This is a genomic window from Streptomyces sp. NPDC020780 (assembly GCF_044334475.1).
In the GTDB taxonomy this organism is placed as follows: Bacteria; Actinomycetota; Actinomycetes; order Streptomycetales; family Streptomycetaceae; genus Streptomyces.
On the sequence record NZ_JBIRTB010000003.1, the window covers coordinates 613,835 to 628,188 of the forward strand.

The 14,354-nt window shown below is 71.8% G+C and carries 11 protein-coding genes and 1 pseudogene; 8 read left to right on the plus strand and 4 right to left on the minus strand.

The window, feature by feature from the left end:
* The first annotated feature begins 107 nt into the window (after window positions 1-107).
* From ACH4VO_RS08775 to ACH4VO_RS08785, 3 genes are all read left to right on the plus strand, one after another.
* Window positions 108-1,382: a histidine kinase gene (locus ACH4VO_RS08775; RefSeq protein WP_360996795.1), complete on the plus strand. Its 1,275-nt coding sequence runs from the start codon at window positions 108-110 to the stop codon at window positions 1,380-1,382.
* A complete protein-coding gene (locus tag ACH4VO_RS08780) occupies window positions 1,285-1,935 on the plus strand; it encodes a response regulator transcription factor (RefSeq protein WP_360996794.1) in 651 nt (216 codons plus the stop codon). Before ACH4VO_RS08775 ends, ACH4VO_RS08780 begins: the two co-directional genes overlap by 98 nt.
* A 100-nt stretch (window positions 1,936-2,035) precedes the next feature.
* Window positions 2,036-3,193: an ROK family protein gene (locus tag ACH4VO_RS08785; RefSeq protein WP_360996792.1), complete on the plus strand. Its 1,158-nt coding sequence runs from the start codon at window positions 2,036-2,038 to the stop codon at window positions 3,191-3,193.
* A gap of 325 nt (window positions 3,194-3,518) precedes the next feature.
* Here ACH4VO_RS08785 and ACH4VO_RS08790 read toward each other — a convergent pair whose 3' ends face one another.
* Window positions 3,519-4,286 (minus strand): GntR family transcriptional regulator, encoded by a 768-nt coding sequence (locus tag ACH4VO_RS08790; RefSeq protein ID WP_360996790.1) that lies wholly within the window; start codon window positions 4,284-4,286, stop codon window positions 3,519-3,521.
* Window positions 4,287-4,596: 310 nt separating this feature from the next.
* Window positions 4,597-5,481: an RNA polymerase sigma-70 factor gene (locus tag ACH4VO_RS08795; RefSeq protein WP_360996788.1), complete on the minus strand. Its 885-nt coding sequence runs from the start codon at window positions 5,479-5,481 to the stop codon at window positions 4,597-4,599.
* 162 nt (window positions 5,482-5,643) lie between these two features.
* Here ACH4VO_RS08795 and ACH4VO_RS08800 point away from each other — a divergent pair, with 162 nt between their 5' ends.
* Entirely contained in the window at window positions 5,644-6,474 is an 831-nt protein-coding gene (locus tag ACH4VO_RS08800; protein WP_398440901.1) for an alpha/beta fold hydrolase, read from the plus strand.
* 117 nt (window positions 6,475-6,591) lie between these two features.
* Here ACH4VO_RS08800 and ACH4VO_RS08805 read toward each other — a convergent pair.
* A pseudogene (locus ACH4VO_RS08805) lies at window positions 6,592-7,437 on the minus strand (DMT family transporter); the annotation flags it as partial.
* 47 nt (window positions 7,438-7,484) lie between these two features.
* On the opposite strand from ACH4VO_RS08805, the gene ACH4VO_RS08810 reads away from it, so the two are divergent.
* Window positions 7,485-8,945, plus strand: coding sequence for a PLP-dependent aminotransferase family protein (locus tag ACH4VO_RS08810; RefSeq protein ID WP_360996785.1), 1,461 nt, complete (start codon window positions 7,485-7,487; stop codon window positions 8,943-8,945).
* A 295-nt stretch (window positions 8,946-9,240) separates the two neighbouring features.
* Complete coding sequence (locus ACH4VO_RS08815; protein ID WP_360996853.1) at window positions 9,241-10,653, plus strand: GNAT family N-acetyltransferase; 1,413 nt, start codon at window positions 9,241-9,243, stop codon at window positions 10,651-10,653.
* Here the strand turns inward: ACH4VO_RS08815 and ACH4VO_RS08820 are convergent.
* Window positions 10,559-11,803 (minus strand): PLP-dependent transferase, encoded by a 1,245-nt coding sequence (locus ACH4VO_RS08820; RefSeq protein ID WP_360996783.1) that lies wholly within the window; start codon window positions 11,801-11,803, stop codon window positions 10,559-10,561. The genes ACH4VO_RS08815 and ACH4VO_RS08820 overlap by 95 nt on opposite strands.
* Before the next feature lie 59 nt (window positions 11,804-11,862).
* Here ACH4VO_RS08820 and ACH4VO_RS08825 point away from each other — a divergent pair, with 59 nt between their 5' ends.
* Both ACH4VO_RS08825 and ACH4VO_RS08830 read left to right on the plus strand, forming a co-directional pair.
* Window positions 11,863-12,390, plus strand: a complete 528-nt coding sequence (locus tag ACH4VO_RS08825; protein ID WP_360996781.1) for an Lrp/AsnC family transcriptional regulator — start codon at window positions 11,863-11,865, stop codon at window positions 12,388-12,390.
* A gap of 168 nt (window positions 12,391-12,558) precedes the next feature.
* Window positions 12,559-14,244: a DUF885 domain-containing protein gene (locus ACH4VO_RS08830; protein WP_360996779.1), complete on the plus strand. Its 1,686-nt coding sequence runs from the start codon at window positions 12,559-12,561 to the stop codon at window positions 14,242-14,244.
* Window positions 14,245-14,354: the final 110 nt, after the last annotated feature.

The window sequence follows — 14,354 nt, forward strand, 5'->3', positions numbered from 1 at the left end:
GACCTCAGACTGGCCGCCGGCTACCGGTCTGCGGCTCCCCCCGCCGGGTGATCCGTCTCCCTCGCTCGGGGGAGCCGTGCTTCGACCCCCGCTGGCACGATGGCGACATGCGCCGCTTACTCAGACCGCTGGCCACTCCCGCCACCTTCAGTCGCTGGCTTCATCTGCTCATCCCGACCGCGGTCGTCAGCGTGTGGCTGTTCATCTCCCCGGACACTCCGTGGATGCCCTTCCTCATCGCCGTTCCGGTAGGGCTGGTTCCCACCATGCGTCTCGCCGAAGGCGTTCAGGCTCAACTTCTTCTCACCCCCGACGAACGCGGTCGCCAGGACGCTGCCATCTCCACCGCGCCCGCGAGCACATGGGCGGAACGCTGGCGCACGGTGGCCTGGCTTCAGGTACGACTCCTCCTCGCCCTGGTGGTCGGGTTCGGAACGGTCTGGCTGCCTGCGGTGACGATGGATCTCGTCAACGCATCGTTCGGATCCGGCGCGGGCGCGTACTGGATGACGCGTGGGGTCGAGGCACGCTGGCTGTGGGCGCTGCTCGCTCCCCTGCCGATCGTGGCGCTGCTTGCCCTGGTCGTCGGGTGCGGCGCGTGGATGACGGCAGCTGCTCGTCAGCTGCTCGGCCCGTCAACAGCGGAACGGATGACCGCCCTCGAGGCCCGCACCGAGCAGCTGCTCGAACGCAATCGGATAGCACGCGAACTGCACGACTCGATCGGACACGCCTTGACGGTCGCGGTGATCCAGGCGGGCGCCGCCCGGGCTGCGGGGGACCCTGAGTTCACGGAGAGGGCGTTGGCCGTGATCGAGGAAACGGGCCGCAATGCCCTGGAGGACCTCGAACGGGTCCTGCGGGTACTGCGCGAAGCGGACACACCCGTCAGCGGGCACCCGACCCTGGTCGAGGCGGACCGCCTGCTGGAATCGGCGCGCGCCTCCGGGGCGGAGATCGACGCGGAGATGTCCGGACCCCTTGACCTGATTCCCGGCCCGGTCTCCCGCGAAGGCTTCCGGATCCTCCAGGAGTCGCTCACCAACGTTCTTCGTCACGCCGGCAGCGTTCCCGTTCGGGTGAGGATTACCGTCGTGGACGGGTGGCTGGAGCTCAAGGTGGTCAACCCGCTGACGGGTACGCCTCGCAGAGCCGGCGTCGGTGACGGGCTGCGGGGTGTCCGGGAGCGGGCGGCGTTGCTGGGCGGGAAGGCCAGGACCGGACCGTACGAGGGTGAGTGGCTGGTGCAGGTGAGTCTTCCGCTCCAGCGCATACGCTGGAGCAATGCCGGTAACCGTTCTTCTGGTCGACGACGAGCCTCTGGTGCGCGCGGGGCTGCGCGCGGTCCTGGAAGCCCAATCCGATATCGAGGTGGTGGGTGAGGCTTCCGACGGCGCGGCGGTGATTCCCCTGGTGCGGCGGACACGGCCGGACGTCGTGGCGATGGACGTACGGATGCCGTTGATGGACGGGATCGAGGCGACCCGTGTGGTGCTGCGCACCGTCCCTGACCCGCCGAAGATCCTGGTGGTGACGACGTTCGAGAACGACGAGTACGTGTACGAGGCGCTGCGCGCCGGGGCTGACGGGTTTCTGCTCAAGCGCGCCCGGCCTGCCGAGATCGTGCACGCGGTCCGGCTGGTAGCGGAGGGCGAGTCGTTGCTTTTTCCCGCCGCCGTCCGTCGGCTCGCCGCCGAGTACGGCACGAGCAAGGCGCGGGCCACGATGGAACGGGCCGCACTCACCGACCGCGAGGCCGCCGTGCTCCGGCTGATGGCACGAGGCCTGTCCAACGCGGAGATCGCGGCCACGCTCACGGTCGGCGTGGAGACCGTGAAGACGCACGTCAGTTCCGTGCTGGCGAAACTGGGGGCCAGGGACCGGACCCAGGCGGTGATCGCCGCGTACGAGTCCGGATTCGTGGCCCCGAGCTGACCCAGGTCACCTCTCGGTACCGACTCCGGGGACAGGTCGTCGCAGCCTGGACCAACGAGTACGATCCGGCAGACACGTGCACGACCTGGGAGGACACACCGTGGGCCGGCTGACTGGTGGAGACCCGTCTCTCCTGCGGCGGATCAATTCCGCGGTGGTACTGCACGCCCTGCGAGGGGCTCAATCACCGACTCTCACGGATCTGACCCGCATCACGGGACTGTCCCGCCCCACGGTCGAAGGCGTCGTCGAGGGGCTCTTCGCGGCGGGGCTGGTCGTCGAAGCAGCGCCCGACGAGAGCGCGGCACGGCGACAAGGCCGTCCTGCCAGGCGGTTCAGGTTCCGGGCCGAGGCCGGCTACCTGCTGGGGATAGAGATCGGCTCGCACCGGGTGTCCGCCCTGCTGTCCGGCCTCGACGGACGTATCGTCGGCGCCGGTTCGCGTGAGGTCTCCGAGACAGCCTGCGCGGACGACAGGCTCGAACAGGTCCGCCTTGTGATAGCCGAGGTCCTGCGGCGCACGGGCGTGGCCCGGAGCAGTCTGCGTGCGGTCGGTGTGGGCAGTCCCGGCATCGTCGAGGCCGATGGCACCGTGCGGCTGGGTACGGCGCTGCCGGACTGGACGGGCCTTGCGCTCGGTGAGCGGTTGCGACGCTCCTTCCGCTGTCCCGTGCTCGTGGAGAACGACGCCAATGCCGCTGCGGTGGCCGAACACTGGAAGGGAGCGGCAACCGAGTCCGATGACATCGTCTTCGTGCTGGCAGGCCTGAGCCCGGGCGCCGGTTCACTGATCGGCGGAAGGCTGCACCGTGGGTTCGGCGGCGCGGCGGGCGAGATCGGCGCGCTGCACCTTCTGGGGCGCGATGTCACTCCGGAACACCTGCTGTCCACGACCGACACCCCGCTGGATCCGTTGGACGAGCGCGCTGTCGCCGCCGTGTTCGCCAAGGCCCGGCAAGGGGACGCCGGGGCGCAGGCCGCTGTCCAACGCTTCATCCAGCGGCTGGTCCACGACGTGGCGGCGCTGGTCCTGGCCCTTGATCCCGAACTCGTGGTGATCGGCGGCTGGGCAGCCGGCCTCGACGGCGTCTTGGGCCCGCTCCGTGACGAACTGGCCCGATACTGCCTCCGTCCCCCCCGGGTGAGCCTCTCCCTCCTGGGCGAGGCAGCCGTCGCCACCGGTGCTCTCCGACTCGCGCTGGACCACGTCGAGGAGCAGCTCTTCGCGGTGGACGAGAGAGTGACGGCCCACCGGTAGCCCGCGACGGGCGCCCACGCCCGCAGGTCAACGAGACGGGCCGCACATGCGGGGCCCATTTACGGCTCAGCCTCCGATGCAGCGCATGGCTCCCCGGCGCAGGCCGGCAGGCAAACAGGCAGGCGGGTAGGCAGGCGGGTAGGCAGGCAGAGGCCGCACTGCCGGAGCCCGTCCGCGGACGAGTCACGGCGGGCTCAGGGCGAGGAGGCCGGAACAGGGGAACGCGTCAGCGCACGCGTAGGACAAGGCCGGAACAGGGGAACGCGGCACCACGCGAACTCCACCGCCCCCCGGCGAAAGGCCGCAAGACGCACGTGACGGGAAGTCAGGAGGCCTGGCGCTCCTGACGCTCGTGGCTGATCTCCACGGCTCCTGAGTCCCCGAAGGTCAGCCGGCACGTGTCGGCTCGGTACGTGGCCACGGAAACGGCCGCTGTCCCGGAGGCGGCGAAGTACCGAGTGGTGACCACCAGCACCGGCGCACCCGGGAGACGGTCGAGCTCCTTCGCGTCGTCCGCGCGGGCCGACCCGAGCTCGACGGAGCGGTCCTGGCCGTCCAGGCCGAGGCGGTGCAGCTCCCGCAGGACACCACGGGCCCGGGCCGGGCCGGACGAGGCGTCGATCGCCGAGAGGTCGGGCACGGACGATTCGGGGACGTAGAGCAGCTCGGCCGCTACGGCCTGACCGTGACTCACCCGGATACGGCGCACCACGTACACGGCTTCTTCGACATCGATGTCGAGTACGGCGGCGACCGAAGCCGGGGCGGGCGCGGTGGTGCATTCGACGGGCTGCCACGCCTCGTCCGTTCCGCCGTCCGCCCAGCCGTGCTGTGCCGCGGCGACAGCCACGCCGACACGGGGCGGAGCGACCGTGGTACCCACCCCGCGGCGTCGCTGCAGCCTGCCCTCGAGCTCGAGCTGCTCCAGTGCCTGGCGGAGCGTCGCCCTGGCGACACCGAAACGCGCCGCGAGATCCCGCTCGTTGGGCAGAACCTCTCCCACCGCGAAGTCCGAGTCGAGCGCCTCACTGAGCACGGTCTTGAGGTGCCAGTACTTCGGCTCCTGCACCGATTCCAGCTGCGTGGTCCCCACCCTGTCCTCCGCAATCGCCGAGCGGCTTTTCCGCGACGTTATTTATTAAAGGTTCTTGTCTTAACGCTCACGACCTTAGGACGGCGCACCACCTTGGTCAAGACCAATCGTCTCCCGGTAACGGAGCGGAACGACACTCTGGCGCAGAGCGTTCACAGGACGTTCGCGCAGAAGCGGCTATCGGGCAGCCAAAAGCCCACATCCGCATAGGCTCAGAGTGGTGTTGCACAGCGGATCACACTCCGGGCCGCTTGGACCATCACATCGGAGCACCCGCCTCAAGCACCCCGCCGCGACCATCCGGTCAGCCTCAGCCGAGGAGCAATCCAGCCATTTTGTCGGGATTGCGAATAATATAGGCCTGCTGAATGCGCCCCTCGCTCACTTCCACCTGGAAGACGGTGTCCGGCTTCCCGTCGACGAGGGTCAGGAGAGCGGGGGCGCCGTTGAGCTCCACGATCGAGAATTCCATCCCCGGGGGCCGGCCCCCGGCCACAGCGTGGAGGAAGCGGCCGACCTTGTCGGCGGTCTCGATGATCCGGCGCGGCGCCTTCGCCTTGCCTCCACTGTCGCTGACCAACCGCACATCGGGAGCCAGCAGGGAGAGAAGCGCGCCGAGGTCCCCACCGGATGAGGCGGCCAGGAACCGTTCGGTGAGGTCGCGGCGCACGGCAGGATCGACGTCGAACCGCGGTCTGCGCTCCTCCACGTGACGCTTGGCCCGGCCCGCGAGCTGCCGTACCGCCGCCTCGGACCGGTCGAGGGTGGCGGCGATCTCCGCGTACGGGAAGCCGAAGGCCTCGCGCAGCACGAAAACCGCCCGTTCCAGGGGGGAGAGCGATTCGAGGACGACCAGTACGGCGAGTGAGACGGAATCGGCGAGGAGCGCCTGTTCCGACGTGTCGGCGACGGCGGGCCCGAACTCGGTGATCACCGGTTCGGGCAGCCAGGGACCCACGTAGGTCTCACGCCTGGACTGCAGATGGCGGAGCCGGTCGATGGCCAGCCGGGTCGTGATCCGCACCAGGAACGCCCGGGGCTCACGCACGGCGTCGCGGTCCGCCGAGGACCACCGCAGCCACGCCTCCTGCACGACGTCCTCGGCATCGACGACGCGCCCGAGCATGCGGTAGGCGACCCCGGTGAGGACAGGCCGATGCTCCTCGAAGAGATCCGTCACGGTGTCGGCAGTCACCTCCCCATCCCAACCGAGACACCGGGCGGTGTCCAGCGGAAATCGCCTCCATCCCCTTGAACCGCGAGCTACCCGACGGTAATCATTGCTGACGGCTCGTCTACCGTGCATACATACCGCATCCCGGTCCCGTATTCCGGCCGGATCGCCCTGAGGAGCAGCATGGCCAACACGGTCTCGTTCACGGTCGATTCGGCCGTCGGCCGGCGCACGGTCTCCCTGGCGTACGAACGCAGCGGTGACGGCGCACCGTTGCTGCTGCTCCACGGCATAGGCCATCACCACCAGGCGTGGGCACCCGTGGCCGGGATCCTGGCGGCCGAGCGGGACGTCATAGCCGTCGACCTGCCCGGGTTCGGCGCTTCGCCGGGGCTGCCGGACGGGCTCCCGTACGACGTGCGGACCGTTGCCCCGTTGCTCGGCTCCTTCTGCGATGCGATCGGCGTGGTACGTCCGCACGTCGCGGGGAACTCGCTCGGAGGCCTGCTGGCCCTGATGATGGGCAGTGACGGACTCGTTCGTTCGGTGACGGCCCTGTCCCCTGCCGGGTTCTGGTCCGGATACGAGCGCCGCTACGCGTTCGGAGTACTGCGCGCCATGCGCGGGGCGGCGCTCACGATGCCGATGCCCCTGATCGTGCGGCTGTCCCGGAGCGCACCGGGCCGGGCCGCGCTCACCAGCACCATCTACGCCCGGCCCGGTCGGCGTTCACCCGACGCCGTCGTGGCGGAGGCCGTCGCTCTGCGCGGTGCCACAGGCTTCCACCAGACCCTCTCGGTCGGCCGGGGAGCCGCCTTCACCGACGATGTACCGGACATCCCCGTCACCATCGCCTGGGGCACGCGGGACCGGTTGCTCCCGCGTCGGCAGGGCGTGCGCGCCCGGCAGGTCGTCCGGCAGGCCCGTCTCGTGCGCCTGCCCGGCTGCGGCCATGTACCGATGAACGACGACCCCGCCGCCGTGGCACGCGTCATTCTCGACACCAGTCGCTGAGGCCCCGCACCCCGCTCCGTGCGTCCCGGCCTCCGCACCTCCCCCGCCCGGCCCTCCGGCGTGCCCGGTGGCGTCGGCGGCACGCCGCCCGAGGACGCCCGATCCGAGCGCCACCCCCACGCCCACCAGGAGGCTCCCCGCCCCCTGGCCCAGCCCGTAGAGCCCTGTCCCGGCCAGCGGCGCGGTGAGCGCGGCCGAGACGGGGATCAGGCCGGAGAAGAGCGTGGCGCGCTCGGCACCGATGCGGCGCATCCCGCTGTACCAGCAGACGAAGCCGACCACCGTGACCACCGCTGCCTGCCACAGCAGGGCCGCCGTCTCCCCTGCCGTGGGGATCCGCAGGAACTCCGGGCCGTCGAGCATGAGGCCGAGCACCGCCGACTCCGCGGCCGCGAGGACGCAGACGGTCGCCGACAGCAGCCTCGGGCCGAGCGGACGCAGCACCGGCACGGCCAGCACCGCGAAACCGACCTCCCCGGCGAGCGCGCCGGCGGAGAAGAGGATGCCGGACAGGTCGGTCCGTCCCCAGCCCTGCACGGTGAACGCCCCGGCAGCGACGAGACAGGCCGCGTAGAGAAGCGTCCGGGAGGGGCGGCGTCCCTCCAGGGCGGGAACGAGGACGCTCACCACGAGGGGCGCGCAGCCGACGAACACCCCGGGCACGGCCGGTTCGGCCGATCGTTCCGCAGCCAGTACGGCGAGGTTGAAGCCCACCATGCCGATGGCGGCGAGGGTGGCGAGCCGAGCCCATTGCCGTGCCGTGAGGGTCCGCAGCGCAGTGGGGCCAGGGCCGCCGCCCCGGCGCAGAACCGGTAGGAGCAGCAGTGCGGCGAGCCCGTATCTCAGTGCCTGGCCGCCCGCGTACGGGTAGTCGCCGAGAACACTGTTCGCGGTGAAGGACGCGCCCACCAGGACGCAGGCGAAGGCCGCGAGAACTGCTCCGCGGAGCGACGTGACGTTCATGGAACCGACGCTAGAGAGAGGCGTGGCCCCGATTAAGGTCCACTTCCATGACCTCTTCGGGGACCAATCCGCCGGCCGCGGCGAACGAGGCGGCGGACCGGCCGCCCGTCTCGGCCGCCTGGGAGCTTCTCCTGCCCGCCGTCTCGGCTCCGGCACGCCGGCGTGGCCGGGCGCTGCAGTCCGCCCTGCGCGAGGCGGTGCGTTCGGGCCGGCTGCCGGCGGGGACCCGCCTTCCGGCCAGCCGTGAACTCGCCGCCGATCTCGGGGTGTCGCGCGGCCTGGTGACCGAGGCGTACGAGCAGCTGACGGCGGAGGGCTACCTGCGTTCCGGCCGGGGGGCGGGCACCTGGGTCAGCGGTGCGGTGCGCCCCGCCGCGGCCCGGGGTGTGCGCGACCTGGCACCCCGTGCGCCGGTCGTGCGGGTGGACTTCCGGCCCGGCATCCCGGACCTCTCCCTCTTCCCACGGAGCGCCTGGTCGGCGACCCAGCGGGCGGTGCTGGACCGGATGCCGCACAGCTCGCTCGGCTACCCGGACCCGCGCGGCCTGCCGGAACTCCGCGAGGCGCTCGCCTCCCTGCTGACCAGGCGGCGAGGGGTGGTCGCCGACCCGGAGCGCCTGGTGGTGTGCTCGGGCGTGGCCCAGGCCACGACTCTGCTCGGCTTCGTCCTGCGGGGAAGGGGCGCCTCGGTGGTCGGTGTGGAGGACCCCGGCAGTCCCGAACACGCCTCACTCTTCGCCTCCACGGGACTGGCCACGACACCCCTCCCGCTCGACGACGAGGGCCTGTCCGTCGCGCCGTTGCTGCGCTCCGGCGTGCGCGCCGTGGTCACGACACCGGCACATCAGTTCCCCACCGGGATCGCCTACTCCGCGGAGCGGCGCGAAGCACTCCTCGACTGGGCCCGCCGTACGTCGGGCGTGATCCTGGAGGACGACTACGACGGGGACTTCCGCTACGACCGGGCTCCGGTCGGCGCGCTGCAGGGGCTGGACCCGGAACACGTCGTGCACACCGGCTCGGTCAGCAAGTCCCTCGCCCCCGGGCTGCGGCTGGGCTGGCTGATCGCACCTGCGTCGATGACGGACGACATCGTCGCCCGCAAGCGCACGATGGACCTGGGCAACCCCTCCCTCGACCAGGCCGTACTCGCGGACTTCGTCGTCCGGGGCGGGTACGACCGCCAGTTGCGCCGTTGCCAGCGCGCATACCGGGAGCGGCGGGACACCATGACAGCGGCGCTGGAGGAGCACTTCCCCGGGACCGAGGTCAGCGGGATCGCGGCGGGCCTGCACCTCATCGCCCGCCTGCCCGGACGGTTCGGCCCCGGGCCGGATTTCCTACGGAAGGCGGCGGCCGCCGGCATCGCGCTGCGCCCGCTGAGCGACTACGGGGCGGCCGACCCCGAGGACGGCACGGTGGGGCTGGTACTCGGCTACGCGCACCTGGCTCCCGCCGTCATCGGGCGTGGTCTCGGCCTGCTGTCCGAGGCCGTCACGGCGGGTTGAGGCCGCGGAGCCGATGTTCGTCCCGGGTCGGCGCGCCGGCCGCCGGCGGGGGCTGACGTAGGTGCTGCCGCCTGGGGCACGGGACAGTGAGCACGGGCGGCGGACGGTCGGCCCGGACCGCTCGTCCGGAGCCGCCCTCCTCGCACGGTCCCCACCTGCGGCGTTCCGGCGGCACGGCCCCGGCCGGGTGCGTACGGAAGGCGCCGACAGGCAACCGGATCCACCCGTAACCCATCGGTCACAGTGCGTTCGTGGTCAGGCAACACCGTTCGGCCACAGTGGTGGCATGACTGACGTGACATCCGCGAAGAGTGCCCGCCGCCCGCACCACTGGCGGCGGGACCTGATCGAACTCGCCGCTCTCTTCACGGCGGTCGCCGTGGCCGACGCGATCGCCAACCTGATCGGGCACCAGCCGGACGGCCCGTATCTGCTCATCGCCTCGGCGGTGGCCCTGGCCGCCACGGCCGCGTTCCACACGTGGTGGGCACGGCGGCACAGCCACGCCCCGCCCCCGGCCACCGACAGGGGGGCCGGCCGGCACCCGGAGCCGCCTTACGCCGGCACCGACGCCGAGGCGGCGGGCGAGACGGTGCTGTGGCGGATGCGGACCACGGTGCGGGACGCTCCCGGGACCCTGGCCGCGCTCTGCACCGCGCTCGCCCGGCACCGGATCGACATCCTCACCCTGCAGACCCACCCCCTCGCCCGGGGCACGGTGGACGAATTCCTGCTGCGCGCCCCGGCGGCGCTGCCGGCCCGGCAACTCACCCGGGAGGTCTCCGCGGCAGGCGGCTCGTCCACCTGGATCGAGCGGGCGGACGCGCACGATCTGGTCGACACGCCCACCCGGGTCCTGGGTCTGGCCACCCGCACGGCCCTGGACGCGGCCGAACTGCCGCTCGCGCTGCGCCAACTCCTCGGCCGGTGCACCATCCACTCGCTGCCCGCCCTGTCGATCACCGGGCGCCCCACGGGGGAGAGCGCGCCCGTGGAAGGCGTGCTGGAGGAGACCGTGATGCGGCTGCGCGACCCCTCGGGCGGGGTGATCACGGTGGAACGCCCGTACCTGCCCTTCACGCCGACCGAGTTCGCCCGCGCGCGTGCCCTGGTCGAGCTGGACGCCCGGCTGGGCCCGCGGGTACCGCACAGTGAGGACGTCCTCACCCTTCCCGAGGGCAACGAGATCACCGTGCGCCGCGCGGACCGGAGCGATCTCGCCGCGGCCCGCGCGATGCACGACCGCTGCTCGGAACCCACTCTCGCGCTGCGCTACCACGGCCCGGTCGGCGACGCCGACCGCTACCTCGACCACCTGCTGAGCCCCCGCTTCGGCCGCACGCTGGCCGTGCAGACGGCGTCCGGCCGGCTGGTGGGGCTCGGCCATCTGCTCTGGGACGGTGACGAGACGGAGGTCGCCCTCCTCGTCGAGGACGACTGGCAGCGCCGCGGGATCGGTTCCGAGCTCCTCGCCCGGCTGGTGGCCCTGGCCGTCGAGGCCGGTTGCGAGAGTGTCTACGCCGTCACCCAGGCCCACAACACGGGCATGGTCGCGGCCATGCGCGCGCTCGCGCTGCCCCTCGACTACCAGATCGAGGAGGGCACCCTCGTCATCACCGCCCGGCTGGCCGCGCCGACCGCTCCGGCTCCCTCTCCGGCACGGCCGCCCGCCCCGCACGAGCAGACGGAGCCTCGGAGCCGTCGCTGAGCGCCTGACAGAGATCGGCCCAGAGGTCTTCCACGTCCTCGAGCCCGACCGACATGCGCAGCAGCCGGTCGCCGACGCCCGCGGACTGCCGGTCCCCCTCGTCCACGATGCGGTGGCTGATGGAGGCCGGGTGCTGGATCAGCGTGTCCACGCTGCCGAGGCTCACGGCCGGAGTGATGAGCCGTACCCCCGCGATCACCCGGTGCGGATCGCCGTACACCTCGAACGACACCATCGCCCCGCCCAGCTTCGGGTAGTGCACCCGGGCGACGCGGGGGTCGGCGGACAGCCTGCGGGCGAGTTCGGCGGCCCCCGCGGAGGCGGCGCGGACACGCACCGGCAGCGTGGACAGACCGCGCAGCAGCAGATATCCGGCCAGTGGGTGCAGCACACCGCCCGTGGCGAACCGGATCTGCCGCAGGGTCGCCGCGAACTCCTCGTCACAGGCGACGACGCCGCCCATGACGTCCCCGTGGCCACCGAGGTACTTGGTGGCGCTGTGCAGCACGATCCGGGCGCCGTGCTCGACCGGCCGCTGCAGTACCGGAGTGGCGAAGGTGTTGTCGACGAGCAGCGGCACGGAACCGCAGGAGTGGGCGACGGCCCGGATGTCGATCTCGGCGAGCGTCGGGTTGGCGGGGGTCTCGATCATCACCAGGCCCGTGTCCGGGCGGATCGCGTCGGTGATCCCCGCCGGATCGGTCCAGGTGACCTCGGTACCGAGCAGGCCCGCGCCCAGCAGGTGGTCGCTGCAGCCGTAGAGCGGGCGCACCGCGACGACGTGCCGCAGGCCCACGCTCGCGCGGGCCAGCAGCACGGCGGTCAGCGCCGCCATTCCGCTGGCGAACGCCACAGCGCTTTCCGCCCCCTCCAGCCGGGCCAGCGCGGTCTCGAACCGGGCCGTCGTCGGGTTGTCCAGACGGGCGTAGACCGGCGGCCCGTCGGGCTGCGCCCCGGTGGCGGCGAAGGTGTCGATGCGCTCGGCTTCGCCCCGGGAGTCGTAGGAGGGGTAGGTGGTGGACAGATCGATGGGCGCGGCGTGCAGGCCGAGAGAGGCGAGATCGTCGCGTCCGGCGTGCACGGCTTCGGTGGCGAGCGCCCTGGACCGGAAGGGGGCCGGGGATGTCAGCGAGGAAGCTTCGGTGTCCATGCCGCCACTCTGAACAGAGACCGGCCACAGGGGGAGAAGTCCCGTGCTACGTTCGCCCGATGTCCGATTCTGTCGCTCTCGACCCGGTGGATCTGCACATTCTGCGACTCCTGCAGAACGATGCCCGGACGACGTACCGGGAGCTGGCCGCCGAGGTCGGGGTGGCCCCGTCGACCTGCCTGGACCGGGTGGCCAGGCTGCGCCGCGCCGGTGTGATCCTCGGCCATCAGCTGCGGCTGGACCCGGCGCGGCTCGGCCGGGGTCTGGAGGCGCTGCTCCTGGTGCAGGTCCGCCCGCACCGGCGTGAGCTCATCGGTCCGTTCGTCGAACGGATCCGGGCGCTCCCGGAGTCCCGTGCCCTGTTCCACCTCACGGGTCCCGACGACTACCTGGTCCATGTGGCCGTCGCCGGCACAGCCGATCTCCAGCGGCTGGTGCTGGACGAGTTCACCTCGCGCCGGGAGGTGGCGCGGGTGGAGACCAGGCTGATCTTCCAGCAGTGGGAGTGCGGCCCTCTGCTGCCGCCCGCACGGGACACAGGGACTCCGGCCGGTCCACCGCCCCGGCCCGAGGCCTCGGGACCGTAGGCCGTTCCCCGGCCGCATCGGGAGCTCTTCGCCACCACCGGAAGAATGTCCGGTACGGGTCCTTCGTGCGGGAGCTTCGTGCGCGAGTCCCGGTGCGGCGCAAGAATCCTCCCGGGCCGAGGTCTTATCCACGTGACGCGGAGCCCTCCGCCGTACGAGGATGGCGCCATGTCAGATACACCGAGCAGCGCGCTGCCCCGCCAGGTCGCCGACGCCTACGTCAACGCGTTCATCGAACTCGACCCGATCACCGGTACCTATCTCGGGGTCGGGGAAAGCTCCAGCCGGCTGCCCGATTTCTCACCGGCGGGCCAGGAGGCCATGGCCGGCCTCATGCGCAGCACGCTGGCGGAGCTCGACGCGGCGGAGCGGGTGCCCGGCGCGGACACCGAGGCCGAGCAGCGCTGCGCCCGGCTGCTGCGGGAGCGGCTGACGGCCGAGCTCGCCGTCCACGACGCGGAGGAGGGCCTGCGAGCCGTCTCCAACATCCATTCGCCCGCGCACAGCATCCGCGAGGTGTTCACCGCGACACCGACCGCCACCGAGGAGGACTGGGCGGCCGTCGTGGAACGCCTGCGGGCGGTCCCCGGCGCCCTCGAGGGGTACCGCGCCTCTCTGGCGCTCGGTCTGGAGCGCAAGCTGTACGCGGGCCCGCGCCCCACCGCCACCTTCATCGGGCAGTTGGGCGCCTGGGCCGGGGAGGACGGCCCCGGATTCTTCCAGGACTTCGTGTCCGGGGGCCCGGACTCGCTGCGCACCGAGCTGGACGAGGCCGCCGGGCAGGCCGCCGAGGGGCTCGTCGCACTGCGCGACTGGATGCGCGAGGTGTACGCCCCCGCGATCGAAGGTGCCCCCGACACCGTGGGCCGTGAGCGCTACGCCCTCTGGTCGCGTCAGTTCAACGGCACCGATCTGGATCTGGACGAGGCGTACGCGTACGGCTGGTCCGAGTACCACCGCCTGCTTGCGGAGATGAAGACCGAGGCCGCCAAGATCCTGCCGGGCGCGGGCCCGTGGGAGGCGCTGGCGCACCTCGATGTGCACGGCAAGCACATCGAGGGTGTGGAGGAGGTCAGGGTCTGGCTGCAGAACCTCATGGACGAGGCGATCGAGGCCCTGGACGGAACCCACTTCGAACTTGCCGAGCGCGTACGCACGGTGGAGTCCCGGATCGCTCCGGCGGGAGGGGCGGCCGCGCCCTACTACACCGGCCCGTCCGAGGACTTCTCCCGTCCGGGGCGCACCTGGCTGCCCACGATGGGGGAGACGCGTTTCCCGGTGTACGACCTGGTGTCCACCTGGTACCACGAGGGTGTGCCGGGCCACCATCTGCAGATCGCGCAGTGGACGCACGTCGCCGACAGCCTCTCGCGCTACCAGGCCTCCATCGGTCAGGTCAGTGCGAACGCCGAGGGCTGGGCGCTGTACGCGGAGCGCCTGATGGACGAACTGGGCTTCCTGCCGGACGCGGAGCGCCGGCTCGGCTACCTGGACGCGCAGATGATGCGGGCTTGCCGGGTGATCGTGGACATCGGCATGCACCTGGAGCTGGAGATCCCCGCGGACTCGCCGTTCCACCCGGGTGAGCGGTGGACACCGGACCTGGCCCAGGAGTTCTTCGGCAACCACAGCGGCCGTCCGGCCGACTTCGTGGAGAGCGAGCTGACCCGCTATCTGTCGATGCCGGGGCAGGCCATCGGTTACAAGCTGGGTGAGCGTGCCTGGCTGCTGGGACGCGAGAACGCCCGCAAGGCGCACGGCGACGCGTTCGACCTCAAGGCCTGGCACATGGCTGCCCTTTCGCAAGGTTCGCTGGGGCTGGACGACCTGGTGGACGAGCTGTCGCGGCTCTGACCGCGGGGGCGACGTGCCGGACCGGGGTGCGAGCCCCGGTCCGGCACGCCCGCGCCTCCCTCCCGTCGCTCGCCCCCCGCTTCACCGCCCGCGTCTCCGCCCGCTCCTCC